The organism is Paraburkholderia tuberum STM678, assembly GCF_902833905.1.
In the GTDB taxonomy this organism is placed as follows: domain Bacteria; phylum Pseudomonadota; class Gammaproteobacteria; order Burkholderiales; family Burkholderiaceae; genus Paraburkholderia; species Paraburkholderia tuberum.
Genome location: NZ_CADFGP010000052.1, coordinates 22653 through 49350 on the forward strand (window position 1 = coordinate 22653; position 26698 = coordinate 49350).

The window sequence follows — 26698 nt, forward strand, 5'->3', positions numbered from 1 at the left end:
GTGCGCGCTTTGCAAGCGTGGCGCAGACGGGCCGAAAGACCTTTGCGACTTCGCGCCCCCATGCCCCCTTCGGCGGATACAAGCGGTCAGGAAGTGACCGCCAACACGGAATAAAAGGCATCGACGGGTGTCTGGAAAGCAAAGCGATGCCTGGCTTCCAGGCCCCGAGGCCGAGTGCCTCCCGTACTGCGTTCCAGCTTTTCAACGAAATCATCGCGCAACCCGCAGGAGCAAAAAAATGACCGTGGCCTTCGTGCTGCACCGTGCCGACGGCGCACCCCTTTTAACGTCGTTCCGCAGGGCGGCGTTCGGCAAGGACGACCCCTTTGCGCGACATCGCGAAATCGCCTGGGAAGGACCGGACTCGATGATCGCGGGTCGGGCCAGCTTTATTGGTGAACTCGACGTGGCGAGCTTTCCGCACATCGAAACCATCGTCGTGGTGGAAGGAGAGCTCACTCTGCAAGCAGCCGGCGAGGCACCGCTGGTGCTCGGTCCGCAAGCGGGTGCTGTCATCGGGGCGGGTACGGCGCTGCGCGTGCTGGCCGCATCCCGCGTGCGTTTCGTGTTTTGCGCGGCCGCTTGCGACAAACCGACGAAGCGCGGGCTGATCCCGCTGCGCGCCGACGCCAACTTCAAGCCGTCCGCTTCGCTACCGGCGGAGGTGCTGCTGGGCCCGGTCCCGCAATGCCGTAGCGACAACGTCTTCACCGACGACGGCGCGGCGTACCTCGCGGGCACGTGGGATTCGACGCCCTACCACCGGATCGTTCGCGCGCATCGCGTGAACGAGTTCATGCATCTTCTCGCCGGCAGCGTGCGCTTCGCGGCGCCTGATGGCAGCGTGCTGTCGCTAGGCGCCGGCGACGCGCTTTTCGTGCCGCAGGGCGCACCGATCGGGTGGGAAAGCAGCGAGCGGGTGGCGAAGTTCTACGTTGTACAAAGCGTCCAGGCTTCAATCGAGCGAGATTGATCATGTCTCCTCCGCTGAACCACATCCAAACTTCGCCCACGTTGCCGGCCGCGGCTGACGTGGTCGTGATCGGGGGCGGCATCATTGGCGTCTTTACCGCCTACTACCTGGCCAAGCGCGGGCTTTCAGTCGCCCTGGTCGAGAAAGGGCGGATCGGCGCGGAACAGTCGAGCCGCAATTGGGGCTGGTGCCGGCAGCAGAACCGCGACGCTCGCGAATTGCCGATGGCGAGCAAGAGCCTTGATCTGTGGGAACGATTTGCCGCCGAAAGCGGTGAAGACACTGGCTTTCATCGCTGCGGGCTGTTGTATCTGAGTAACGACGACGCCGAGCTGTCTCGTTGGTCCAGTTGGGGCGACTTTGCGAAGACCGCCGGAGTGACAACCCACATGCTCGATAGCCGGCAAGCCGCCGAGCGGGGGCAGGCGACCGGCCGCGCCTGGAAAGGCGGCGTCTTCTCGCCCAGCGATGGCACCGCCGATCCCGGCAAGGCTGCGCCGGCCGTGGCAGCTGCGCTCATGAAGCTCGGTGGCAGCGTCCACCAGCACTGCGCGGCGCGCGGCATCGAGTTGGAGGGCGGGCGGGTCAGCGGCGTCGTCACCGAAGCCGGGGTCATCAAGACCAGGACGGCTGTGCTTGCCGGTGGCGCCTGGGCGTCGTCGTTCTGTCGCCAGCTCGGCATCCGTTTCCCCCAGGCCTCGGTCCGCCAGTCCATCCTTAGTGTGGCCCCTGTGGAGCATCGTTTGCCGGATGCCCTGTTCACCGCGGGCGTGTCTGTTACGCGCCGCAACGACGGACGCTACGCACTGGCCATCAGCGGCCGCGCGCGCGTAGACGTGACGCCGCAGTTCATGCGATTCGCCCCACACTTCGTGCCCATGTTCGCCAAGCGCTGGCGCAACCTTCTTCCGGGAGGCCTGGAAGGTATTCGGGGTGGCCACGAAACGCTGAAGCGGTGGCGGCTCGATGCGCCGACTCCCATGGAGCGGGTGCGCATTCTGGATCCGAAGCCCGATCTGGCGGCGGTGAAAGAAACCCACCGCCGCGCCGTCGAACTGCTGCCCGAACTTGGCCAGGCAAAGATCACGCACGCGTGGGCCGGCTTCGTCGACAGCACGCCGGACGGTGTTCCCGGTATTGGCGAAGTGCCGGGCATGCCGGGATTGATCCTGGCAGCAGGCTTTTCCGGACACGGTTTTGGCATCGGCCCAGGCGCAGGGCACCTGATCGCAGATCTCGCCACCGGTGCCGAACCGATCGTGGATCCTATACCGTATCGGCCCAGCCGATTCGACGACTCAGCATGGGGCAAGGTCGCTGATTTCTAGGTCGCATCCAGACGCTGCGGCGTGCGAGCCCGCATTGGATGCGGCACTATGTGCCCTTCTTGACTATATCGGGTAATCTGGAAGGGTTCCTTGAACACCTTGGTAGTGGGGGCTGGGCGGCGAATTGCTCGGCCAATCACCCGATATAGTTTCGCGGTCCTACAAGTTATTCAGGAAGTCGAGAAGCTGGTCTGCGGGCCGGTAGCGCCCTTGCCTGCCGCAGGGCGGAGATGTCTTCGCGAGAGCTTCCTCCTTCATTGCAAGTGTCGCTTCGACATAGATCTGCGTGGTTTCCACCGATTCATGTCCGAGCCACAGCGCAATTACTGAACGACGAACGCCCGCTTGCAGAAGGTCCATAGCCATCGTGTGTCTCAAACAGTGAACGGTGACCCTTTTCTGTTGCAACGACGGGCAAACTCTCGACGCCATTTCGCGATGTTTGTTTAGCAGAGGTTTTGTTGCAGGGCGGTTTCAAAGGCGATGTCCCGAAGACAGTTGACGGTTGGGACGGCGGGTGCGGCATAGGTTAGGCAACCTTCCGATCTTGGTCAATCGATTTTGAGGTCGATCGTTTCAAGGCGGCAGCGAGAATCCAGAGCTCGTTCACGCCGAGGATTTTCCGGAAGTGCTTCTCAGCTTCCAGGAAGCCCGCGGCCGTCCAGCGCAAGGCCATGTCGGCGTCACGATAGCGCTTCACGCGCCCCGCGACACGGCGCACCGCGCCGTTCGGATTCTCGATGATGTTGGTCGTCGACAGGCCGCGCATGAGCGCCGGCGTCAGGCCCAGCTTGTTCACCGTGAACGTTTCCTCCAGCCCCTCGAGCAGTGCGGCCGAGGCGTCCGGATGGTCGGCCTTGAGCCACGCCGCGTGCGTCTTGAGCTTGGCGATGCCATCGTCGGCCGGCAGCTTGTAGGCCGCCTTCATGATCGCGGCGGTTTGCGAAACGCTCTCTTTCGGCAGGCGCTCAAGGACGTTGCGCTGCTTATGCACACGGCAGCGCTGCACGTGGGCGCGTTCGCCGAAGAACTCCTCGATGGCCGAGCGCAGCGCTTTGGAACCATCGATCACGAACAGGTATTCGCGATCCGCAGGCAGGCCGCGCTCGATCAGTCCGCGCAACAGATCCTTGACGACCTGGGCGTTCTCACTCGAACCGCTCGCGAGGCCCAGGAGGTGTTTCTCGCCGGGACTGTCCACGCCGATGGCGGCGATGATGTGACGCGAGTCGACGATGATGCCGTCCAGGTAGATCGCCAAGAAGTCCTTGTCATCGAAGCGCCGCTCCATCAGCTCGGTGAGCGCCGTCTGGCTGGCCTTGATGAACTGGCGCGAAACGCTGCTCTTGGAGATGCCGACGGTGCCGGCCATCTCGGGCAGGCGCTTGCCGTACTGCTGGGGGGCTATAACCGTATGACCCATCTATCGCACCTGCAGTCTACGGTCGCAGATGGCGGCAAGGCGTTTAGCGATGCGCAGCGTCGCTTCGACCGCCTGCTTGTGATCGAAGCCCTGATCATGCTGGCGGTGTTGGCGGCGGCCGCCGTGCTGGGCCATACCTCGCCGACGAGCGCCTAGACCAGCCCGCGGTAAGCCCGCGTGCGTCCGCATCGTGTGCGATAGCGCTGCCTTGAATCCAGTCACTCGCATCACGGGCGAATACGGCGACCAGCAGTCTTGCCCGACGACCAGTGGAGATGAGTGGTTTGAATAATCGAAAGCGTCCAGGTCGCGGCATGCGGTGCGGTTCGCGCGAATTGCAACGGTGTTCGCCGGCGCGGATAGTCTATCCTTCGAATGGAGAAGTCCTCGACGGCGAGTTGACGGTCTGGCCGTGAAATAACACGCAGGGAGGCTAACGTGAGCTACAAACTCGACGGCAGCATTCTGGAAGTCTGTAACTGCAACGTGCTGTGCCCTTGCTGCATCGGCGAGGACGCCGACAATGGCACATGTTGCGCTGCAATCGCCCATCACTACGATAAGGGCTCGATCGATGACATCGATGTTTCCGGGCTGACCGTGGCATGCGCCACTTTCATTCCTGGCAATATCCTGCAGGGCAACTGGCAGGTCGCCCTGTACATCGACGAACGCGCCACCGATTCCCAATTTGAGACGCTCTCTAGCGTCTACCGTGGCGAGCGTGGCGGCCCACTGGCCGACTTCGCCCATTTGTATGGAAAAATCGTCTCGATTGAGCGCGCGCCTATTACTTTTGATCTCCAGGGCGGAAAGGGCAGGCTCGATATTGGGGCGGATATTCATGCTGAACTTGAGCCCTACTGGAGTCCAGGCGGGGCTCCTGCGGTGCTGCTCGGCAACTCCAGTTCGACGACGCCCTGTTCTCCCGCGATCATCAGCAAAGCCAGCACGTACCGGATGAGAAACCCGCGGCTCAACATCGATCTGAACCTGACCGGCCATAACGCCACCCAAGGGCATTTCAACTTTCAGGCTTGACTCGTTCGGGAACCGCCTTCAGGCGATGCGCGATGAAAGCCGCTTCGCGCTCAGACCTGTTCCTGCCACTGCTCGCCGGACTTGTTCTTTCGGCCTGGGTCACGCTGTGGGCATGGGATGAAAGTCCGTATGCGCGTTATCTGAACCATGCCGGGTGGCTGGAGACAGGACCGGTCGGCCATTTGTGCAGCGCCGTTCCAGGAGCGGCCCTAGTCCTGCCGGCCGTATTACACGTCACCGCCTGGCTATTGATGCTCCCGGCCATGATGCTGGGGACCACGGTTCCGCTTCTGAACATTTTCCGGCGTCTCACACAGACTCGTCCTGACCGGCATCGGCTGCTCGCTTTGGTCCTGCTGGGCTACTTCAGCGTCTGGACCCTGTTTGGCGTGGGCGCGCATGCGCTGGATGCGGGACTCCATGTGATGGCAGTTGAGATGACGTGGATGACTGTCCATGCCTGGCTGTTCGGCGCAATGATCCTGGCGACTGCAGGGGCCTGGCAATTCTCTTCGCTCAAATATCGCTGTATGGATCGTTGCCGCTCGCCGGTGGTGTTTGTCACTGAACACTGGCATGGCGTCAACGAGGGACGCGCCAGCCTGATGCTCGGCGTGCACCATGGCATCTTCTGTATCGGCTGTTGCTGGGCATTGATGCTGCTGATGTTTGCCGTTGGGACAGGAAGTATCGGCTGGATGCTGGGGCTCGCCGCAGTCATGGCGACGGAAAAAAATCTGTCGTGGGGGCACTTTGTCAGCAGACCGCTCGGGGTGGGTCTGTTGCTCTGGGCCGGTGCTATCGTCGCGCAAAATCTTTAGTCCTCGCGTCGTTCGACACAGCCCGCTTCCCTCAGCTCGAAGCACGAGCTGCTCGTCGCCGATGACGCGGCAACATTTCCATTACGAAGCCTTTTCGCAGCGAGATTCGCTGGCGTCAAAACGGTTGCAGAAGAAATAAGTCGCTATAATGCGAACGATTCGCATTTCAAATTGAAAACTCCATGCGCCTGTCCGATTTGCCTCAGGGCACCCCCGCCGTAGTCGAGCATGTTCAGGATACTCACGCCTCCGATTCGATCGCGCAGCGACTTCGCGATCTCGGTTTCGTACCCGGCGAGCCAGTACGTGTCGTGGCCTGCGGACCGTGGGGCGCAGATCCGATTCTCATCCTGATTGGTTCGACGCGATTCGCCCTGCGCCGCGCCGAAGCAAACCGCGTGAGTGTTCGGGAGGGCGCCGGTTCATGAGTGAAGCCAACCTGCGCGTTGCCCTTGTTGGCAACCCGAACTGCGGCAAAACAGCGCTATTCAATCAACTGACCGGTGCCCGGCAAAAGGTTGCCAACTATGCCGGCGTCACTGTCGAGCGTAAGGAGGGGCGCTTCACCACTCCGTCAGGCCGCCATGTTCAGTTGCTCGATCTGCCGGGCGCCTACAGTTTCGAGTCGTCCAGCCCGGACGAGTGCGTGACCCGTGATGTCCTGCTCGGCCGCTATCCGGGCGAAGCAATGCCGGATCTGATCGTGTGCGTGGCCGATGCAACCAATCTGCGACTGCACCTGCGCTTCGTGCTGGAAATCAGGCGGCTTGGGCGTCCGGTCGTGCTGGCGCTGAACATGATGGATGCAGCGCGCCGGCGCGGCATCACTGTCAATATCCCTGAACTGCAGCGCAGGCTCGGCGTGCAGGTCGTCGAGACCGTCGCCGTCCAGCGCGGCGGAGTCCGGTCACTGATCGATCTGATTGGCCTCGTGGACGTAGAGGCTTTGCGGACGTTATCTTCGCCTGCCTCGGAGCACCTTGGCAAGGACGGCGACCTGCACGGCGAAGTACGCGCGCTGCTGGCCGCCACTGTTGCGATGCCCCGTGCGACCGATGCGCGTGACGATGCAATCGACCGCTGGGCATTGCACCCGGTATTCGGCCTGATCATCCTGACGCTGGTGATGTTTCTCGTCTTTCAGGCGGTCTATTCGGTGGGCAAGCCGATGACCGATGCGATTGGCGACGGCTTTACATGGCTTGGCACGCAAGCCGGCGCCTGGTTACCGGATGGACCATTGCGCAGCCTCGTCACCGATGGTCTGCTCGGCGGCCTTGGCACCGTGCTTGGCTTTCTGCCGGAAATCCTCGTGCTGTTCCTGTTCATTCTGATACTGGAAGAGTCGGGCTATCTGCCGCGTGCGGCGTTCCTGCTCGATCGCATGATGGTGTCGGTGGGGCTCACCGGGCGATCGTTCATCCCGCTGCTATCGAGTTTCGCCTGTGCGATTCCGGGGGTGATGGGGACCCGCAGCATCACCGATCCGAGTGACCGGCTCGCGACCATCCTCGTGGCGCCGTTGATGACGTGTTCAGCGCGGTTGCCGGTCTATGCTCTGCTGATCGGCGCCTTCATCCCCACGCATCGGGTACTCGGTGTCTTCAACCTTCAGGGGCTGGTGCTGTTCGCGCTTTATCTGGCCGGCATTGCGGGCGCCATGCTCGTGGGCTGGGTATTCATGCGCCTGCGCCGGAATAGTGGCGAGCACGCACTGCTGATGGAGTTGCCGTCGTACCGGTTGCCGAAGGCGCGCGACATCGGGATCGGCTTGTGGGAGCGCGGCGCCATTTTTCTGAAGCGGCTGACTGGCGTGATCCTCGCGCTGACCGTGCTGATGTGGTTCATCTCGACGTTTCCGTCGCCGCCAGCGGGCGCCACGGGACCGGCCATCGACTACACGTTTGCCGGCTACATCGGCCGCGGGCTGCAGTACATCTTCGCGCCGCTCGGTTTCAACTGGCAGATTAGCCTTTCGCTGATTCCCGCGTTCGCCGCGCGTGAGACAGCGGTCGCGGCACTCGCCACCGTGTATGCGGTAAGCGGTGGCGATGCCGATACAGCAGGCCTCGGGCACGCACTGGCTGCCAACTTCTCGCTGGCGAGCGCGCTGTCGCTGCTGGTGTGGTTTGCGTTTGCGCCGCAGTGCATGTCGACGCTGGCGGTCATCCGTCGTGAGACGCGTTCGTGGCGCAACGTGGCGATCTCGTTTAGCTACATGTTCGTGATGGCCTACGCCGCGTCGCTGCTGACGTATCAGATTGCGAGGTGGTTCACGTGACTTCCAGTCTGTGGTGGCAGTATGCTGTGATCGCGGTTCTCGTATCGGTGAGCCTCGTTTATATGTTTCGCAAACTGGCTCCGCAGCTGGCTACGCGCTTGCAGGCCGCCGCATCGGCCTCGCTGGTGCAGCCGCGACGCATGAGTGCCCTGCAGGCGCTAGGGCGCTGGCTGCGTCCCCGTCAGGCAACCGGGAACTGCGGTGACGGTTGCGGCACCTGTGGCAGTTGCGGAACGTCGAAGGCAGCGGCTGCGCGTGCAGACGTGCAGCCGCTGGAGTTCCGCCCGCGTCCGTAGTGAGGAGCGGCGGCACAAAGCAAGGACGCTGCTGGCTATGGCGCCCCTCGACCGGCGATGCGGACTGCCTGCGAGCCTGTCAGATTTTTAGTGTGTCGAGGTCATGAGACGATAACGGAAATAACGTCCAATGACCGAAACAACAGTGACCAGGAAGATCAAGAACCCGAAGGCGCCGAAGCTGTTCCCCGATGAGCTGATCGATCAACTGCTGGCGCAGGTGCAGAACAGGAACGCCGAGTCGGTTCTCGGGGAATCGGGCCTGGCCGGGCAACTGAAGAAGCAACTGGCTGAGCGCATGTTGGCCGCGGAGCTGACGCATCACCTGGAGAGCGAGGCGGAGCAAGGCAGCGCCGGCAACCACCGCACGGTACGAGCCGCAAGACAGTGCTCACACCCAACGGCGAACTGACGCTGGATATCCCGCGAGACCGGCAGGCGACGTTCGAGCCGCAACTGGTCGGCAAGTACCAGCGCCGGCTGCCGGGATTCGACGACCACGTCATCAGCATGTACGCGCGCGGCATGAGCGTACGCGAGATCCAGGCTCACCTGCTGGAGCTGTACGGCCTGGAAGTGTCGCCCGATCTGATTTCCACGGTCACCGACGAGGTGCTGGCTGAGCTCGAGCAGTGGCAACAACGCCCGCTCGAGGCGATGTATCCGATTGTGTATTTCGACGCACTTCGACTGAAGATCCGCGACGAGGGCACGGTCAGGAACAAGGCGGTGTACCTGGCGCTGGGCATTCGGGCTGACGGCCGCAAGGAAGTGCTGGGCTTGTGGATTGAACAAACCGAAGGCGCCAGGTTCTGGCTGAAGGTTTTCAACGAGTTGAAGAACCGCGGTTTGCACGACATCCTGATTGCGGTGGTCGACGGCCTGCGTGGGTTCCCGGAGGCCATCGAGGCGGTGTTTCCGGCCGCGCAGATCCAGACCTGCATAGTGCATCTGATCCGTAATTCGCTGAATCTGGCGAGCTGGAAGGACCGTAAGCCGCTGGCTACCGCGCTCTCAGGCCGATCTATCAGGCCGCCTCGGCTGAAGCGGCGGCCGCGGCGCTCGAGGCCTTTGCGCAAAGCGAATGGGGCCGCAAATTCCCGACCGTCGCGGCCATGTGGCAACGCCAATGGGAGCAGGTGATTCCCTTCTTTGCCTATCCCCACGAGGTGCGTCGAATCGTTTATACGACCAACGCCATCGAGAGCATGCACATGCAGTTGCGCAAGATCGTCAAGAATCGTGGCCACTTCCCGAGCGACGAAGCCGCCAGCAAACTGCTGTATCTGGCCTTGCGCAACATTGAAAAGGATTGGAAGATGCCGCCTATCACCTGGCGGCAAGCTGTCAATCAGTTCGCCATTCTGTTCGGTGAGCGATTCACCGCCGCCATCAGCTGAGATTTTTAACCGGCCTCAGCACACGAAATTTCTGACACCTCCCTGCCTGCTGCATCCGGCGCAAGGCACGCGGGGCAGAACTCCCGTACTCTTCATTCGCTGCGGTGGGGCGCGTGCAGTTCGTACCCCGCTTGTGCGCGTCTGGCAAGCGGTGCATCGCCTTACTCTTTCCATCGCGAACGGTCTTCGGGCATGCCGCTTTCGGTGAATTCGAGTAGCGCGCGCCCAGCAGTCGCCAAGGTCGAGCCCTTCCAGCACCGCCCAGTTGATCAGCGCTCTTTCAGAATCATCAGGATCCTTCTCCGCACGTTCGGCACGCTTTTCGGCGCGGCATGTCGTGGTGGCCCGCGCTTTTTTGCGCCCCCTCAACTGTGTTGTTGGCCTTGATAAGCGCCCGAGCTTACGCTCGTCGTCGGCCGTACGCCAGCAGCAATGTGAGCACCACGATCCTCGACCGGCTCATGCATCACTGCCACCTGATTGAATTCGACGGCCGCGGCTATTGCCTCAAGGAAGCCGCTGAAACGCTTGCACGGAAATCGAAAACCAGCTAAATAACCCTTAGTCCTGCTTCACAGGGTGGGGGAATTTGCGCGACCATAAGTGGGGGAGTTTCAACTGACCGTCCGGGGTGGCATTGCAGGGTCTGCCAGCCGCGACGCCACACGTCGAACCGGTCACGGGCGCAAGAGGCGCGACAGGAGATGGACAACCAACTTGGAAACGAGGCTATGAGATGAAAGACGATGGCGGAGCGGCGAAGAAGCTCGAGTTCCGGGATGAAAAGGACGCGGCGAAGGATCGCTGGGCCGAGGGGCTCGCCTCGGCGACACGGTGTTCAAGCCGGAAACGGCGGTGGCGGGACATGTCGTTGCCGCTGTGGTTTGCCATATGTATGGTCGTGGCCCTCTCTCACGTGGAATCTGCCCAAGCGACCCCGGCCAGCGGATTCACGGGCATGACCCTGGCCAAAGGGACTTTCACCGAATTTCAAGTCACCAACCGCCTCACACAGGACCAGCTTCAGCGGCTTGCTCCTGGATTCCCTGGTGATACGTGGTCCTCGCTCGAAAAGACCGAGGGACCGTCAGACTTGTACATACAGACCAACACCTGGGCGCCGGGTGGAACCACAGGCTGGCAGCCTGATAATCATCACGTCGGGACAGGTAACCGAGTACCACACCGACTGTACCCAGAAAGTGTACGGGCCTGGCACAGCCAATGGTACGACGTTGGTGGACACGGGGAATGACGAGCACCTCATTCGGAACGAAGGTTCCGTTGCAGCGACAGGTTTTGCGGTCCAGCTTGTCGCCAACGGTGCACAGCGGCGGATTGACAAACCGGCACCGAAGACCTGCTCGTCGATTTTCTGAATCGGCTGCGTCGTGAGGGGCCGCTGAGCACGAAATGAATTTCCTCCTTGCAGGTCTCATTGTTGGGCGACCGCTTCCGTATCGCCGCGATCAAGGAGTGGCGCGAACGGCGGCTTTCCCTTGTCGCGAACGTCGGGACAGGGTCGGTTCCGCGCTATATTTTTCGGGTCGCGTTGACCGGTTGGAGCCAGCCTCTTAATCGAATGGCCGATCACTGCGCGAAGCCGACTACTGAGTGTCCGAGCGTTGGGACGGGCGAATGACACTTCGTGGCCGGCTGCTGCCTGACGTCGAGGGGCGGCACGCGACCCACTGCGGATTCGACCCGAGGTAAATTCAGCGGCAGCTTTCAGGTGGCGAGCGGTCATCCGTTTACGCGAGAGCACAGGCACGCTGTATTTGAATTCACGAAAGACCTGTCGATGCTGTGCTGTTGGATCGTCGACTTCTCGACCTCTATACCCATCATTGATCACAGTTTGTCAGCATACAGAAGTTGCATGAGGTAAGGCTGACCGCCGTTGCCTCAGTTGCCCTATGCCGCATCGCGGAGTTTGCACAACACACGCTAGAATCGATACCCGATGCCACCCAGGATTACGTCCGTATTTTGGCTATAACGCGTGACCACGCGGTTCCACGTCACGCGCGCCGACCAGTGTGGTGTGATGCGATACGAAGCGGATACCGAGACAAGTCCGGATAGAATGCCGTCGCCCATGTCGCTATTTTCGTTCGAATTACCGTGATGGATGGCCGCGTACGCGCCGGCACCAATGCCGAGCGAGAGGCTGTCGTTGAAAAACGCCCGCGTGAGCCAGAGTTGCGCTGTCGCGCCGTCACGCCGAGCGCTCGAGCCGCTGCCTTCGTGGAGGTAGCCGAGCGTCGCGTCGAGATAGTTTGTCAGCCCGCGTCTGTATTCGATCGCCTCAGCCGCAGATGCCTGAGAATCGAGGCTGTTCAGGATCGTCGCGCCCGCCATCAACGTGATTTCGTTATTCGTGACCTTGTGTGTGCGCGGCAGCGCGAAGTCCCGCAACCCCGGCGTGTCAGGTGCGTCCAGCTGATAGCCGATGCCGAGCATGACCGCAGTGGTCGACGGCCCGCTGTTCACCTGCACGTGATTGAGCTGCAGATTTGCAGTCCAGCGCTGCGACGAATACCAGGTGGCGCGGGCGCTGTAGACGACGCCCCAGCCATGCGTATTTGAATAGCCCGCGCCCTGCTCGGCTGCCTCGGTGTCGAAGTAGCAATACGGCCCGACACCGAGCGCAACGACGAAGCGCCGCTCCATCAGCGGAAGCCGGCCCCACACCTGTACAAGCGGGCCATCGCGGTGATGATCGGGCATGTGCCCTTCGTTGAGCCATATGATGCTGCCGGCGAGGTAGCGGCCGAATCCCTCTGTATAGTCCATCGACCACGAGTAGGAATGGCTGTGCTCCCCGGTCAACGGTCCCGTGTATAGCGAGAACTCCTGGGCCGACGCGTAGCCCGGTCCCGCGCATAACGCTGCAGCGACGACCGCGAAAGTCCAGTTAGTCTTCATCGTCGTCGTTTAGGCCGTTGGTGATCGAAAGGGGCAACGCGAGACGGCTGGCCAATCTAATCGTTGCCTGTTGATATTGGGCCCCGCCAATCCGCGCCTTCGCGTCGTGGATGGCTTTCAAAGACGCCTCAGTGCCCACGCCCATCTCGCAACCCGCAACCCGCAACGGGGCTATCCAATTTTTATTTTCAGCAGCTTCCTTTGCGAAACAATCGTGCGGAGTTTCGCCTTTCGGCGGCACACCCAGCCGAACCCACGCCCAATACCATAATGTTCGTACGAAAGAGGAGATTCTGTGCGGCAATACTCACATCCCGCTACTCAGGAGCAGCGGGAGTCGCGGTCGATGACAATTACGTGAACCAACGCCCGGGCTTACTCGGCGCGCAGTCCTGCCAGTCCGTAAGATAGTCTTTCGCAAAATTATGCAAAAAGCGGGACTAATTTTGTGCAAACGGACGCGTCCTGGCGCAGGGCGCTAAGTCCTCCAAACCAATTTGACATAAAAGAAAATGATCCAACATTAATTTTGGAGTACTAATTAGATAGCCGGAGGTTTGGCGTCGATGTGGGCTTCAAATCGGCCCGCAATTGACTTGATTGCCTGACTGCCAAACGGGTAGGAGAGGGTGCCCGTCAGCGAACCTCAGGCCAACCACCACGCCTTCCGCAGTCGCTCTTTTCCGGCCAACGCGCGTTCGATCATCTCCATCGTTTCCGCCGCCTGTCTCTTCCTGGCTGGTGACGCTATCCGTTTTACGGCGTCGTTTCTGTTTGCGACCGCACCCAACCGGCGCACACGCTCGCGCGCCGCTTCAAACTGTGTTGATCAGTATTCGGTTATCCGACGACCAGATCGGCCTCGCGCAGCAGCGCCACAACGGTGCGCTCGGGCGCATGAAGCCGGAGCATCAGGTCCTGCACGAAGGTCGCCACCGATACTGCAGGATGGCCATCCTCAAAATATTCCAGAAGCCGCTGGACCTGGTTGACCGGAATCTCCAGCCGCACACGCTCCGAGCAGACGCGCAGGCCGCTGACACTCAACCTCGCGTCTGGGTTCCACCGCAACGTCGAGAGCCCGTTGGGACGCGGCTCCGGCACCACGCGGAATTGCTGGTCAGGCAGTTCCGCCAGATAGCCCTGCGCGGTGAGCGCAAGGAGATATTGATGGACCGCGACCTTTTCCGCATCTTCGAATGCCGGAACGATTCTGTAGCGCATGTCGAGCCAGCCAAGCACCGTCAGCATCGTGAAGTCCCTGGTACTCGCGCCTTCAGCGGCGGGACGCACGAACTTGCCAAAGATGTCCGCTTGCCAGACTCGCGGGTCGACACAAAACGAGCCTTTTCCGGTCACGTCAACATCGACGGCATCCGGCCAGCGCGCGCATGGCTCGCCAAGCTGTTGCTCAAGGGCGCGGATTTTCTCCGCGACAGGCAGTTGCCGATAGGCTGCATCGGCCGCTAGCCCGCCGGCTTGCACCCATGGCGTGACGGCTACAGGCACCGACAGCTTCGCGGCAGGCTTTTCGACCTCGCCAAAGAGCAGCGCCACTTCGGCCGGCCGCCGCTTGGGCTGCGCATGACGTTCGCGATTGCCGATCGCCGGGTGCCACAGCCAAACCTTGTTCGTTAGCCCATGCAGTACGACTTCCCGGAGATCGCCAATGCCCAGCACTTCGCCCGGTTTCGGGATCGAGATTTCAAGCGCAGCGTAGCCAAGAGCCCGGATGGTCGATCGCGTCGATGCGTTGTACAACGACTTGATGGCGATCTGGATGATCATCGGTCCCGCCAGCGTCTCGGCAAAGAAGTCGACCGGGATTCCATCCACTGTGGTGCGGACTGACGCCAGACCCCATTCTTCAATCATGTGGCGCTTGCAATGTCCAGTACCTTTCTGTGTCAGCGCAGGAGCGACGACGAACCGGCTCTCGGCAAGCAGTTGCACCGCCGCGGCGTGCAGTGCGCGCTGCGCACCAAGCTCGCAGGCAGCAGGACGCACGTGCCGGAAGTCCGCTTGAGAAGCGTCTTGACGACACAGGGTGACCTCGCCACCGCAGCCGGCGCAATAGAAGATCGCCGGGCCAACGGACGGCAGGTCGTTCGCCGCGACCAACTGACCCGCCCTGTTCCTGGCGAAAGCCATGTGCGAACTAAAAGCCATTAGATGTCCTTTGCGAACCACAAGTGGTGGGAGACTCGCCGCGAGTGAGGTCGTGCCTGATTTCTACCACATTAGAGTAAATGGAATGAGATACGACAATACGACACGGTCGCGAAAATTCACGGATGGCCGCGGTCGACATAATCGAGCACGCGCACACCGGTTTTGCCCGCGTGCTCGCAGTGCAGGCGGCCGGCGTACTGCTGCAGCGTGCCCTTCCAGGCCACCGGCATGGCGAGTACCAGCGTCTCCAGTGCCGGGTGGTCGAAAACGTCGCCTACCAGCCTGCCGGTCGCCAGCACGACCCGGGGCGTGCCAGCGGCCAGCGCGTCAAGGGCCGCGAGCTGTGCCGCACGCGCCTTTTTCGCGAGGCGCCCGGGCAGCACGAACTGCGGCTGTACCGGTCCACCAGAGCCTGCTCCAAGCGTTCGAGATGGTCTGTGCGCTCGGTGAGCACCAGCACCTTGCGCCCCTGTCCGTACTGCGCAATGATGGTTGTGGCGATCATCTGCATGCGTGCCGCGACCTGCGCGAGATGCGCGAACACTGTCTGGTTCGGCGCTTCAGCCGCGACGTCCACCGCTGCGGTGAGCCTTTGCGGGAGCGCTTCCAGCAGTTGGGGGGCGCCGGCTGGCAGTCGCGACGTGTGCCGGATCGGCCCGCACAGTATGAACATGACGGGTTGCTGGCTGTCGCGCCGCACCGGCGTCGCGGTCAGACCCAGCACATAGCGCTCTTGAGCACCGCGTCGAAGGAATCCGCCGGGACGTGGTGACATCAACTGAAGCGCAACTCAGCGACAGACGGGAGTTTTACGACAGGCAGAAGGAAAGTCAGGACAAAACCTGCATCATGGAAAAGTACACGCCCGGTTGCGCGCCCGCACCTGGATCATGGCTCGAACTCGATGAACAGGAGCGAATTTCTCTCGTCGAAACGTATCACCGCGTCGCCCGGATCAAACTTCCCAACGTCACGGCACACGCTGCGTTCCACGTGATCGTCGAAAACCAGATTGCCCTGAACCTTGAGCCCGTGGTCCGGGCGATGCATCGACTCAGGAACCAGGGACTGTCGCGACACGATGCTATCCACGCCATCAGCTCAGTCGTCGCAGAGCATCTGTTCGATATTTTGAAGACGGACCAGAACGAAAACCCTGAAGCTTCGCAGGCGTCTTACTACGCGGCGGTGGAGCGATTGACCGCGGCACATTGGCACAAAGGCGAACACTGATGCGGATACCATCGAAGCTTCAGCCGTGGTTTGAAGCGCGGCAGCGTTTCAGGTTGAGCCACGCTCATATCCAGATGGCCCGCGAACTGGGATTGAATCCCCGACGATTCGGGTCGCTGGCTAACGGGCAGCAGGAACAGTGGAAGCGTCCCCTCGCGGAATTTATTGCACATTGCTACCACAAGCGTTTTGGTCGTACTACGCCAGAACACGTGCAATCTCTGGAAGAAGCCGTGAAGCGTGCGGAAGGGCGGCGCAGCGAGCGAAGGGAAAGAAAGGCGAACCGGGCGGTTCCACCGTGAACAACCCGCCCGCTGTCCCGCAAAAGAGATCGGGCTTCACTGACCGGGCCGCAGCCCGGGCTCGACGTCGCCATGACAGACCGGCGAAAAATTGCCGGACCACAGGTGGCGGTAACCAGGGTACGACGGGAATGGGCACGGCAACGGACGACCGCCTGCGCGGGCGAGGGCGACGGGTTGGGGGAAGAGCGTTGTTTAAGGCCGCTTAAATAAGCTTCAGCGCTGGCGTGGTTCAGAAACTGCTGTTTTTGGGTAACACAGACGAGCGGAGTCATTCCGCCGGTAAAGGCTGAATGTGATTTGCAGTACGACGGAAATGGAGGTTTTTAACCTCCCGATATCAGACCCGTTGCGGCTGAAGCGGTCCGAGTCCGAGCAGCGTGAGCCAGTGCGGGTGGTCCCGCCCCGTCATCAGCTCACACGGACTCCTGCCTTGACGCTCGGCGCGTCGGCTGCGCACGAAGCGCCGATGATTCAGAAAGAAGCGCAGCAGGTCGAGGTAAGGGGCGCCCAGATGGCGACGCAGCGTGAAATAGTTGCGCAACCGCGAGTTCAGATTCTCGACGAGCGCACTGCCGCGCGGCGTGTGGGCCATGGCCTCGGACACCGCGGCGAACACGGCGTGGAACTGGCCGCCCAGGCTGGCGCGTAGCCGGCCCCAGCCCTGCCAGTACGCCGACGAGGTGCGCGGCTTGCGATGCAGCACGCACGCAGCGCGCACGAACTCATCCGATACGTTGGCGCTCTGCGCGATCGCGGCAAGCTTCTTATCGAGCACGCCAGCGAACGCGAGCAGGTCATCGCGCTGGTTCTGAAGCGCGACGCGCACCGGGCGGATGCGGCGCGCATCCAGTGGTTCGCGCTTACGCAGTTCCTCGACGATGAAGTCGAACAGCGCTTCGCGCGTGGCGAGGCGCGGACCCGCCAGCGCCAGGATGTCATGACTGAGCCACTGGGTCAGCGTGCGGATGTCGCAGGCCAACTGATGCGCCTGCGCTTCACTCCGACGCGCCTGCCTCAGCTGGGTAGCGAAGCCGCCGTCGCGCGCCCGCGAGCGCGGCTGGTTGAGCCTGGCGTCCAGCTTCTCGCGCCGCGACCGGGCGCCCCTGGCGAGGTTGCCCAGCGTGTTGGCGAGTCCTTCGCACAGGCGCTGGATGTGAAACACATCGCCATGGCACGGCGTGTCGCCCCAGGCGGCCCTCTGCCCGGCGCGCAGGCCCTGGCCGGCATCGGCAATCGTGTAGTCGGGCGCCAGTCCCTGTTGCGCGGCGTCGAGCAGGTGCACGCCCCAGGTGTCGCCGTCGCGATGGGCCTCAGCCGACAGCAGGTAACAGTAGGTCGATTCGGCATCGACGCCGGCGAGCACCGGCCGCGAGCCCTGGAAGATCTCATCGTGCAGGCCCACACGAATTCCCGACAGGTCTTGCTCGCAGTTGAGCGCGGCTGCTTGCTGCGCGGCCCATTGCTGCACGTCGTGAACGTTGCCCACGCTGGTGGACACGCCCAGCAAATCGCGCATGAACTCCACCACGCCACGATACGAGCTGCGACAGATCAGCGTCAGCGCGACCATCACCTGGCGCAGCCACCTCTGGCTGACCGGCAACTCGAACAGCACTTCATCCTCCGGTACCGCAGACGCGAACGCGTCCGCCAGCGCAACGCGAGCCTTGCGCGTTTGCGCGTAGACGAACTTTCGGCTCACGCCGTGCCCACCGGCCAGCGCGCTGATCGTCCCGGATCCCGCCAACGCCCGAACCGCCAAGTCCTGACGCACATGTTCAGGCAGCTTCGCTGCCGCGCTAGCGGATCGATTCATGCACGCTCCACGACCGAAAAAAATGGGCGGCCATTATCAACCATAGCTGCCTTATCAGGCCCCTCTCGTGTAACCCAGATTTGAACCTCGCCGTCATTTCGGTGAAGCACTTCCCAGAGCAGACGGCGGTAATATTCGGCCAATAGTTCACGCGCTTCTGAACGTCTTCCTTCAACTCGCCGCATTCATCGCAGCGATCCAGGACACTGACCTGCAGCGGTCGGGAGCGCCACTGTTCGAGCGCGTTCATGTCAGCAGCCCTCGTGTTGATCTGCGACGCCGACGGCGATGATGTTCGCGGCCATCTTCCGCAGTTCTGCCGACGTTGGATCATCTCGGCGCAGCTCGAGTAAATCACTTGCGTCCATGCTCATCGTGGCCCTCACTGGATACAGAGGTGGCTAAGGTCAACAGTCCGGCGATACACGTTCTTGTTCAGCCAGGGGACGAACGTGTACTCGTCGTACGCGTTGCTACCGATATGAATCCAGTTGTGCAGAACGTTTATCTGCCGCGATCAGCCATTGATCGAGATCTGCGTCGGACCGTGTGCGGCTACTATTGGCCGCTCGACCCCAGCCCTCAGATAGTCAACCATTGGCCGGCTCTTCGACAAAGGCCGTTGCGGGAGACGCACGATTCAATTGTCCCGGCGCCGGTTTATTGGCGGCCAGTGTCAAGGCAGACACCTCAGAATTCAAGGCTGCGTACGTTATCGCACACACCCGGCAACGCTGCACTCGCAATACTTTGGGGTGGTCTTTTGTCCAACCGAGCCAAAGTTGAAACTCAACCGACCGCAACTATCCGATTCGTTTGTTAGGAAGGTTCGTCTCGGTGATGATCCGCTTTGCAGTGACAAGGAGCAGCCCATGTCCGGATCATGCAACATGCTCACGCGACACAGCGAACGGCCTTGCTGAGTTGCTTACGGTTATCGTGCAAATGGGCGTTAATTTAAGAGCGTTTTCAAAAAAAATTTTCGGGCTGCTGTCGGTGCGTGAACCAGAAAAACCGTTAGCCACGTCGTTCCCGCTCCGAATTCCCGTTTTCGCCGCAAAACCGCGCCGTAAGTCATTGAATTTTCAACGATGGCCTGTCTCAGTCTGAGACAGATGGTCCGCCGGACGGCGCGCGTTTTCAGCGTGGGGAAAAGGAGAACCCGGCACCTAGAGGGGTGGGACCGGAAAGGCGAGGGCGGGCGATCTGAAACGGGACGGAGCGTGGCCGTACCGGTTGCGGTGCTTAGAGAGGGCGGTGCGTTATCAAGACGAAAACGCCAAACGCGATAAAGGCGAGCGAGACAACACCGGTAGCCACTATCACCGCAAGCCAGTCCGTCGCCATTTTTTTTATCCGGTAGATGCAGCGGTCTCGGCGATACCTAAGTCGTGTAGCGAGCGCCGCCCCTTGCTCCGGCCGAGCAGGGGCCATAAAGCCGCGCTCGGCGGCTTCGAACAACCGGGTGGCAGTCTCGCCCACGCGAGCGTCGAGGTCGCCCCCGATCTTGGCGACGTATTCCAGGACCCGGGGCTCCAAGGTTTGCCAAAGGTCGCCGAGAATCTCATGCCGGACCTTCTTGGGATCCGGAAGCCGGGAGTCGATCACACGAACAGCTGTGGCTAGGTCAAGCAGCAGCGCGCGGGTCTCGGCTTGATCCTCACTGTGCGCCTCAAGCGCTTTCACGTGCCCCTCGATCGATACCCGAATGCTTGTGCAGATTTGCGATATAGCTCCTACGGCTTCGAGAGAGCGCTCGGTTTCCCCGCCGACAGCTTTCGAGTGTTCCTTTACCGCCTTGATGAAAGCGTTCGCCTGCTCGATCACCAACAGGTGCCTCACCGCCTGTGCTGTCACAGGCGGGTCGTTCGGGTCGACAGCATCGCTGGCGTCGATCATTCAGTCACCGGGATATCGAGCGCGGCAAATCAACGGTCGAAGTGAATCTGCATACCCATCGCCATGCGCTGATTTATCTGCCGCAAGCTGTGCTCCGACGCCAGCTCGCGATCGCCGGCTTCGAGGGCTCGGTCGATTAGCGGCTGATAATCCGTCGTGTCTGCGAGCACCTCTCGATACCCCTGCCCGCTTTCATGCAGGCCGATAAACAGATCGTGCTCCGGCAGCCAGCAGTCGGCGTTTATCTCAAAATCAGGGTTCTCAGCGGCGTACGCGAACAGGTACTCGAACTGTAGTGCGATCTTGCGTACCGTTCTGGCTTTGTTTAACACGAAGCGGAACTTGGATCTGTCCATTCCGAGCCCGCGTAACGTCTCGTAGGTCGTGAGGGCTTCCTCCTGGCCGCGTTGCGTCGGATCCGTCACGATCACGCAATGCGTGAAGTCCATAAACAGATTGGCCGCTGCCATCTTCTCGACAAATACAGCGAAGTCCGACGCGCCAAGATCGACGATCACGGGGTGCCTAGCTTGCATCATATCGCGGCGGAGCTTGAGCAGGTCGTCAGCGAAATAGGACCGCACCTTCGCACCATACTGTGAAGCGTCCTGGTTCACCGAGTCGACCGAAAAAATCTTCCCGTCCAGCCGCGTGGCAAGGACGATGTCTGCGACCGTACTTTTCCCGGTCCGTCCCACCTGGCAGGCGACAAGGATCCGGAGCGAGTCGCGCCCCGTGCCCGGTTTCCGCGCTTGATCGGCGTGGCTATTGCTCTCTGACATCGTCGTGTTCGTCACTTTGTGGTCCTTGTTGGGCAGTGTCTGCGTCATCTTTTTCAGCCGCTCGGCGCCGGTATGCTTCGAGCATCCGGGTTGCGCGCGGTGAACTTATCTTGAAGGTCTTCAGAACGTCGCCGGGGACCCAATCGGGAGTCCCTTCGGCAACCTCCATTCTCGGCGCGGGCGCGTGTGCGTCGAGATTGAATGCGGCGGTAACTGGCGCGTCATTTCGGGGGGCTGTCGGAGTTAGACCGGTTGATTCGGCTGTCTCCAAACCTCCTTTTTCGTGACTCCGGACAGCTTCAGATCGGGACGGTCCAACTTCAACGGACGGACCTGAAGCATCTCCCGGGAGCAGCTGACGTGGTGCATGAGCGCGTGCGACAACCGCATCGTTCGTCCGGCCTTCGTGTTCCACGTGCTGTGCCTCCTGAGGCGGGGCGGCACTGGCTGGCGGAGCCGAAGGCCTGTGTGGCGGCATGCGTGGAGCAGCGGGACCCTCACTGAGCACAACTGCCCCGCCGTTTTCCGCGGGAATCCTCCCTGCTCGTAGTGCCGTACAAAAACGGTGGGCCGTCGTGCGGCCAATTTTGACGCCGTACTCGTCGACCAGATACCGCCAGATTCGGTAGTCGTTGAAGCCTTCTTCCTCCATCAGCTCCCGTATCAACGCGGCGTAGGCGAGAAGCTTGTGCCGCGGCCTCGCCACCAACCTTATGTAATCAGCGGGGGAGAGAGGTTGCCTCGTGTGTGATTCCGTCATCTGCCTACTCCAAAGTCTCTCTTCACTTCTAGTCGTCTATAACTCACAGGGCGTGGGCGCCCTGTCGCGCGGCTGATCTGGCGATCCCGCGCGCCACCCGAATCGGCTGTGAGTGGTGGAAGCAAAACCATCGCACAGCGAGCGCGACGAGTTGCCCACGGTCGCCTCCGAAAGCATGCTGGAGCGCGACAAAGCGTTCCATGGTACCGAGTGAAAGACCTCCCATGAGGCGTTCCATGGCACGTTCACCTAAACGTCCCAGAATGTCCTGACATGTTCCGGGCAGGTACCAAAACGTTCCACTTAGCCAAACTTAACGTTACCGTCCAGGTCGATGGTGGGGACTGCCGATAACGGGGCGCTCCTGCGCTGCATTCGCATCTGCCTGCTACTCTCACTGCGTCGAAGTCGCAGAAAGCAGCTTCCCGCGTCGACTGCCGAACCGGGCGGACACGTTATGACGCGCCCGCTTCAAGACGCGGACGCTATCGGCAATGCTGCAGTTTTTGGCTGGTGCCTCGCGTGGGATTTCCATTCAAGCGCATCATCCGACATAGACCCCGTGGGCTCATGTAAAGCCCCAGGGCTTGCCGATATTTCCCACGGCGCTTCAATATGTTCCTATGGTTGTCCCAAGACGGTTCAATACGTTCCACTAGAGGTTCCAGAACGGTTCATAACGTACCGGCACACGTCCCAAAACGTTCCGCCACAGAAGTTTCGAGGGCTGGCGAGGCTCTCCGTCCCTGGTTCGTGTTTTCAGGCGAGGACAGCATTCGCGCGCGCGTAGATGCCATCGATGCCTGAAAAACGTCGCGAAAGTACACAGCGCGCCCGCCCGCGGCCAGCCTAATTAACCGTTGTGAATTCAACCCATGAGGCATCTTTGACCACGACGCAAGCTGGAACCCTTGCAGACCGCTGTTGGATGTGATTAACTTCTGCCCAGCGAGTCGATTGGACACCTCCACCGGCCGCACGGAACACCCAAGCCGCCACTGCGGCAGCCCGAACTCTCGCGAGAGGGCACCCCAAGAGATCGTTGAAATGCCACGGTCTCAATGAAAACAGAAGTGCCAAACGCCTCACGGCGTTTTTTAAAAGCTCAGTCGGATCCGAGATCTATCCGAGACTGAGGTAAGGCGGAAACCTTACCGGATGCGGCTTCCGGAGCGGTACCCGAAACTTGCCGAAGACTTTTGGAAAATCGGATTCGCACATCAATCCCCGCACCAAGAAGCCTTTGCCGTCCACACGACGGGCCGCTGACTCATCGCTAAGCGACAGACAGGCGGAGGGCTACCCCTACCCGGCACACGGGCAGGGCACATGAACCCAGGTACGCGCGCTACCTTCACCCAGGCCATCCACGGCAATGGGATGCGCGTCGGTTCGTCTCCACCGCTACAAAAGGAGTCCACGCCGAGCTGCGGCTCGGTAACCCGGCACCCGTAAGGACCGGGCTGAGTGGCTGACACTGGACTACGAGCAGGCCCTCGGAAACGCATCTTCTAAAGACCCACCGAACTCACGGTCTAAGTCCACAACGTTGTACGGGCATGCTGGAGCCCGCGCCAACCTTCCAGAGGCGGCGAAAGCTGAACCTGATGCGAGACAGGGGCAGAGGCGGCGAGGAGGTAGAAGCGTGTCGTTGCATCGGCAACGGCGTGCAGCTATCCCGCTTTAACTGTTGCCGGGGCACCTACGAGAGAGTGCCCGGCTCAACAAACCGGAGGTCATGATGTCCAAGTTTGGGAAATTCTCGCCCGCCGCGCCAAAGAAGACGCGCCGCGGCCCGAACCACCTTGAAGGGTGGAAACGTGAGTTGCAGGATCTGATAGACGCCCACGCAGGTGAGCGGGTAGATGGTCGAACCGCTGCACACCGCACCCGTGCACTCGCAGCCAAAACACTGTTCGCGGCTTTCAACCTCCTGCACGAGGAACTGGGCGCCGGCCCGATGCCGCGCAACTTCAAGGAACAACACGTCCGGAAGCTGGTCCAGCATTGGTACTTCACGCAAGAGAAACAGGTCAACACCATCCGGACCGATCTTTCCGTCCTGCGGAAATTTGCCGGCTGGATCGGGAAGCCAACCATGGTGAAGCCAATCGAGGACTATCTGCCAGATGTCGACCGCGCAGCGCTCGTGGTGTCGGCGACGTTGACGGAATCGAAGGCATGGTCGACAAACGGCATAGACGTCCCTGAAAGGCTCGACCGCGCATTTCGGCTCAATGAGCGCTTCGGGCTCATCCTGGTCGCGCAGATTACATATGGCCTGCGCATGAAGGAAGCCTTGTGCCTGCGTCCATGGAAGGCCGATAACGGTAGCGGTCTGACGGTGTACCCGGGGGACGGTCCGAAAGGCGGTCGCCCGCGTTTCATCCCGTACCTCATTCCAGAGCAGGCTGTCATCATCAAGATGATCAAGGACCGCGTGAAAAAGATTCACCGGCTGGGGTGGGAGAAAACGCGTCGCGGCGCCCTGGCGACCCTCGAGTCGAATACGAAAGAGTATTACACGCGAATGGAGGAGATCGGCATTACGAAAAAGGCTGCTGGCGTCGTTGGACACGGCTTGCGCGCAGAGTTCGCGGTCAACATGGCGCGTGTGAAGGGTTTCGATCCTGCAACTGAGGACTACACGGGCGAGAACCCTCCATGGGACGAACTGCAAGAGCGGATCAAGCAGGTCAGCGAGCTGATGGGGCACAGCCGCCCGCAGATCATGGCGAGCTATTTCGGCGCGTTCAAGCGCGACGCAAACGGTAAGGTCGACTATGTCGGCGTCGCGAAGGCGAAAAAAGGCAAGGAGCAGGAGGACGCTGCTCAGTACGCGTCGTCATCGGCCAAGACACTCCCCCCGGCTGCGCCGTGCCAGCTGAGTACAGAGAAGGCTGCAACCGCAACCGAGTCTGACAGCAGCGGTAATGCAACGATAATGCCTCCGACACACGCTGTGCTGCTTCCGCATTACTCACCATGCCATTGCCAGGTGCCTGCAGCGCAACGGCACCATGAGACTGTCGGATATCCGGACAGACCTGCGCATTGCCTCCGGTCTCTCATGGTCGTTCATGTGTCTTGCCAACGAACACGGGTGGCGTCAGTCTGCCTTGCCTACACCAACTGGCCTGTTTCTCGGCGACTACACCGAAGCGGAAGGGCTTGTGCTGCGGACCTTCGTGCGGCCGGGTGAAAACGGGCGCGCCTCTCGCTGGTCACGTGTACTCGAGGCGTTCGATGGATTGCCCACCACGGCCGCGAATATGCGAACCGACGCAGGCGTCGCAGCCTACATCGACCGCAGCAACGTTTGGCTTGAGGCCAACTCCACGAGGCTTGGTGCGCAGTTGTCTTTTCTCCGCCAGCCATACGTCGCGACGGCAGACCCGCTTGACCGGGCGTGGCGCGAGAACGCCGGCACCGAACCGGCCGCGGCATGAAGTCCCGATACTGGATACGGCCGCCAGCCCTGCGACCCTACGTTGAAACTTCAAGCGTGGTGCCGCATACGACTGGGTTGGTTTTCTCGCCAGAAACCGCCTCCCGGCTTGTGCAGGAACTGAGTCACCTCCCCAAGCCATATTCCCACTCCGGTGAACCGATGCCGTCCGCTTGCCGGGCGCGCCTATCGGCATCCTTCTGACTCGGGGAGAAGCCACTTGGCAATGTACGTCGACCCCCGTGTGGCCCATGGCCGCGCCCGGCACGAGCTGGGCGAAAACCCACGTCTATTCCCTGCCGGTAGTGAGCGTCTATCATCCTCAAAAACTATCCTCTGGACGTTGCGGCGCAGTACGTCCACGCCGCTGAGCGCGTGGAAGACTTCTTTAACTGGTACTCCGGCCTGCCGGCGGATTTTGTCGACCTGATGGATCCAGAAGGTCGACGGAGACTGGCCAGCATGTTTGGCGCAGAGTTCGCCCGCGTTAAGGAAAGCCGAGTCGAATTCAAGGCAAAGGATCAGGTTGAATCAATCGCCGCGGCATATGGAAAGGTGCCCAAGGTCGTCAAAATCTACACAGCAAGGGTGCGCCGCTGGCTGGCCCGAAATTTTTACTATACGCATAAGCGGGTTTCCAAGCGCGCCCGTTCTCCCGATGGAAGAGGCCAAAACGATGCCTGGATTTCAGAATCCGACGCGCGCATTAGGTCGTTCGCGAGCGAGTGCCCCGCCGCGACCGAAAGTGATCTGGAGCACTGCGGGTACTTCCTGGCTGAGGTCCACGTGTCCCATTATCAGCTTGAGCGGGTTCTTGAGGTGATGCTCAAACTTGACAAGGTTCTTGCCAGAATGGACTCGGAAGATGACCCGAACAGGATGGACAAAATGCTCGCGGTAGTCACTGAGCCGCTCGGCTGGCTGAGAGTTGAGCATACGAGCGAGCCTCTAACGATCAATGGGGTCCATAAGCCCTCCCCGTTCATTCGGGGCGCCCCGAAGGACGGCCTTAAGGGAGTAGCCGAGGAGGCCTTCGGCCGGAGTGCGGATTTCAGGGAAGGCGAACGCTCGTTTCGGTGAAGTCGAACAAGCCGGAGGGCGGTGCTGCGAGGTGCATGGATTGTAGCGTGAGTGTTCGGGATCAGGCTACGCCGTCATCGGGCTTATTCTTTCGGCGCATCGAGTCGCCCTTCAACGGAAGCTTGTGGGCCTGATGCACGAGGCGATCGAGAATGGCGTCAGCGAGCGTCGGATCCTGTAGCCAGGCATGCCAGTGTTCGAGCGGCAACTGGCTGGTGATGATTGTCGAGCGCGTGCCGACGCGATCGTCGAGCACCTCGAGCAGATCGTTGCGCGCGCCCGAATCGAGATCCTGCAGGCCCCAGTCATCAAGTAATAAAACGTCCAATTTTGCGAGCTGTGCGAGGCGTCTGGTGAAGCTGCCGTCAGCATGTGTGATCTTCAGTTCCTCGAACAGCCGGGCAACACGCACATACAGTACCGAGAAGCCTTGCCGGCAGGCTTGCTGCGCGAACGCGCAGGCGATCCATGTCTTGCCCGCGCCGGTCGAACCCGCAACATACTGCGCATCAACACCCTGATGAAGCGCAGATCTACTATCCGTTTCACCCACAATGCGGTCAGCACGGAGCTAACGTCAAGAGTAATGGAATGGACGCCCCCACCCGAAACGGCATCGATGTGCCAAAGTGGAAGTGTCAAAGCCACCACCTGAACGAGGGGAGCGCCCATCATGAAGATTACGACAGTTGGCATCGATCTGGCGAAGAGT

The 26698-nt window shown here is 61.1% G+C and carries 21 protein-coding genes and 4 pseudogenes; 15 read left to right on the forward strand and 10 right to left on the reverse strand.

Annotation, left to right across the window (positions count from 1 at the left end; genetic code table 11):
* Nucleotides 1–238: 238 nt before the first annotated feature.
* Nucleotides 239–973: a cupin domain-containing protein gene (locus tag HWY30_RS32040; RefSeq protein WP_090812464.1), complete on the forward strand. Its 735-nt coding sequence runs from the start codon at nt 239–241 to the stop codon at nt 971–973.
* A gap of 2 nt (nt 974–975) precedes the next feature.
* Nucleotides 976–2301 carry an NAD(P)/FAD-dependent oxidoreductase gene (locus tag HWY30_RS32045; protein WP_090812463.1) on the forward strand — a complete coding sequence of 442 codons (1326 nt, stop codon included), beginning with the start codon at nt 976–978 and terminating at the stop codon, nt 2299–2301.
* A gap of 159 nt (nt 2302–2460) precedes the next feature.
* On the opposite strand, the gene HWY30_RS32050 is transcribed toward HWY30_RS32045, so the two are convergent.
* Both HWY30_RS32050 and HWY30_RS32055 read right to left on the reverse strand, forming a co-directional pair.
* Nucleotides 2461–2733 carry a tyrosine-type recombinase/integrase gene (locus HWY30_RS32050; protein ID WP_090812462.1) on the reverse strand — a complete coding sequence of 91 codons (273 nt, stop codon included), beginning with the start codon at nt 2731–2733 and terminating at the stop codon, nt 2461–2463.
* A gap of 97 nt (nt 2734–2830) precedes the next feature.
* Nucleotides 2831–3694, reverse strand: a pseudogene (locus tag HWY30_RS32055) (IS256 family transposase); the annotation flags it as partial.
* A 21-nt stretch (nt 3695–3715) separates the two neighbouring features.
* Here HWY30_RS32055 and HWY30_RS32060 point away from each other — a divergent pair.
* The 9 genes and pseudogenes from HWY30_RS32060 to HWY30_RS32090 all read left to right on the forward strand — a co-directional run bounded on the left by HWY30_RS32060 (nt 3716) and on the right by HWY30_RS32090 (nt 10818).
* The gene (locus HWY30_RS32060; protein ID WP_167368861.1) at nt 3716–3880 is read left to right on the forward strand and encodes a hypothetical protein; all 165 of its coding nucleotides are present in this window, start codon (nt 3716–3718) and stop codon (nt 3878–3880) included.
* 282 nt (nt 3881–4162) lie between these two features.
* The gene (locus tag HWY30_RS32065; protein WP_090812461.1) at nt 4163–4765 is read left to right on the forward strand and encodes a DUF1326 domain-containing protein; all 603 of its coding nucleotides are present in this window, start codon (nt 4163–4165) and stop codon (nt 4763–4765) included.
* A 32-nt stretch (nt 4766–4797) separates the two neighbouring features.
* Nucleotides 4798–5586, forward strand: coding sequence for a DUF2182 domain-containing protein (locus tag HWY30_RS32070; protein ID WP_090812460.1), 789 nt, complete (start codon nt 4798–4800; stop codon nt 5584–5586).
* Nucleotides 5587–5768: 182 nt separating this feature from the next.
* The gene (locus tag HWY30_RS32075) at nt 5769–6014 is read left to right on the forward strand and encodes a FeoA family protein (protein ID WP_090812459.1); all 246 of its coding nucleotides are present in this window, start codon (nt 5769–5771) and stop codon (nt 6012–6014) included.
* On the forward strand, nt 6011–7867 hold the full coding sequence (gene feoB / locus HWY30_RS32080) for a ferrous iron transporter B (RefSeq protein WP_090812458.1): 1857 nt from the start codon (nt 6011–6013) through the stop codon (nt 7865–7867). The genes HWY30_RS32075 and feoB overlap by 4 nt, the downstream gene beginning before the upstream one ends.
* Nucleotides 7864–8163, forward strand: a complete 300-nt coding sequence (locus HWY30_RS43135; RefSeq protein WP_090812457.1) for a DUF6587 family protein — start codon at nt 7864–7866, stop codon at nt 8161–8163. Before feoB ends, HWY30_RS43135 begins: the two co-directional genes overlap by 4 nt.
* Nucleotides 8164–8293: 130 nt before the next feature.
* Nucleotides 8294–9563: pseudogene (locus HWY30_RS32085) on the forward strand (IS256 family transposase).
* A 428-nt stretch (nt 9564–9991) separates the two neighbouring features.
* Nucleotides 9992–10117: pseudogene (locus tag HWY30_RS41140) on the forward strand (ATP-binding protein); the annotation flags it as partial.
* Between the two features lie 182 nt (nt 10118–10299).
* Nucleotides 10300–10818 (forward strand): hypothetical protein, encoded by a 519-nt coding sequence (locus HWY30_RS32090; RefSeq protein WP_090812456.1) that lies wholly within the window; start codon nt 10300–10302, stop codon nt 10816–10818.
* Nucleotides 10819–11510: 692 nt separating this feature from the next.
* On the opposite strand, the gene HWY30_RS32095 is transcribed toward HWY30_RS32090, so the two are convergent.
* The 4 genes from HWY30_RS32095 to HWY30_RS32105 form a co-directional block, all read right to left on the reverse strand.
* Nucleotides 11511–12491, reverse strand: coding sequence for a hypothetical protein (locus HWY30_RS32095; protein ID WP_090812455.1), 981 nt, complete (start codon nt 12489–12491; stop codon nt 11511–11513).
* 840 nt (nt 12492–13331) lie between these two features.
* The gene (locus HWY30_RS32100) at nt 13332–14660 is read right to left on the reverse strand and encodes a competence protein CoiA family protein (protein ID WP_143037353.1); all 1329 of its coding nucleotides are present in this window, start codon (nt 14658–14660) and stop codon (nt 13332–13334) included.
* A 119-nt stretch (nt 14661–14779) separates the two neighbouring features.
* Nucleotides 14780–14962: a hypothetical protein gene (locus HWY30_RS42000; protein WP_244145086.1), complete on the reverse strand. Its 183-nt coding sequence runs from the start codon at nt 14960–14962 to the stop codon at nt 14780–14782.
* Nucleotides 14938–15387: a hypothetical protein gene (locus HWY30_RS32105; RefSeq protein ID WP_208524345.1), complete on the reverse strand. Its 450-nt coding sequence runs from the start codon at nt 15385–15387 to the stop codon at nt 14938–14940. Before HWY30_RS32105 ends, HWY30_RS42000 begins: the two co-directional genes overlap by 25 nt.
* Before the next feature lie 41 nt (nt 15388–15428).
* Here HWY30_RS32105 and HWY30_RS32110 point away from each other — a divergent pair, with 41 nt between their 5' ends.
* The gene (locus tag HWY30_RS32110; protein ID WP_244145087.1) at nt 15429–15896 is read left to right on the forward strand and encodes a hypothetical protein; all 468 of its coding nucleotides are present in this window, start codon (nt 15429–15431) and stop codon (nt 15894–15896) included.
* Nucleotides 15896–16198, forward strand: a complete 303-nt coding sequence (locus HWY30_RS32115) for a hypothetical protein (protein WP_143037352.1) — start codon at nt 15896–15898, stop codon at nt 16196–16198. Before HWY30_RS32110 ends, HWY30_RS32115 begins: the two co-directional genes overlap by 1 nt.
* Nucleotides 16199–16538: 340 nt before the next feature.
* Here HWY30_RS32115 and HWY30_RS32120 read toward each other — a convergent pair whose 3' ends face one another.
* The 3 genes from HWY30_RS32120 to HWY30_RS32130 all read right to left on the reverse strand — a co-directional run bounded on the left by HWY30_RS32120 (nt 16539) and on the right by HWY30_RS32130 (nt 20746).
* Nucleotides 16539–18017 (reverse strand): hypothetical protein, encoded by a 1479-nt coding sequence (locus HWY30_RS32120; protein WP_090812453.1) that lies wholly within the window; start codon nt 18015–18017, stop codon nt 16539–16541.
* A gap of 1245 nt (nt 18018–19262) precedes the next feature.
* Nucleotides 19263–19916 (reverse strand): hypothetical protein, encoded by a 654-nt coding sequence (locus HWY30_RS32125; protein WP_090812451.1) that lies wholly within the window; start codon nt 19914–19916, stop codon nt 19263–19265.
* Nucleotides 19917–19945: 29 nt separating this feature from the next.
* Entirely contained in the window at nt 19946–20746 is an 801-nt protein-coding gene (locus HWY30_RS32130; RefSeq protein ID WP_090812450.1) for a hypothetical protein, read from the reverse strand.
* 2450 nt (nt 20747–23196) lie between these two features.
* Between HWY30_RS32130 and HWY30_RS32135 the strand changes: the two genes are divergently transcribed.
* The gene (locus HWY30_RS32135; protein ID WP_143037351.1) at nt 23197–24660 is read left to right on the forward strand and encodes a site-specific integrase; all 1464 of its coding nucleotides are present in this window, start codon (nt 23197–23199) and stop codon (nt 24658–24660) included.
* A gap of 621 nt (nt 24661–25281) precedes the next feature.
* Entirely contained in the window at nt 25282–25986 is a 705-nt protein-coding gene (locus HWY30_RS32140) for a hypothetical protein (RefSeq protein WP_090812448.1), read from the forward strand.
* Between the two features lie 61 nt (nt 25987–26047).
* Here the strand turns inward: HWY30_RS32140 and HWY30_RS32145 are convergent.
* Nucleotides 26048–26485, reverse strand: a pseudogene (locus tag HWY30_RS32145) (ATP-binding protein); the annotation flags it as partial.
* Between the last annotated feature and the right edge of the window lie 213 nt (nt 26486–26698).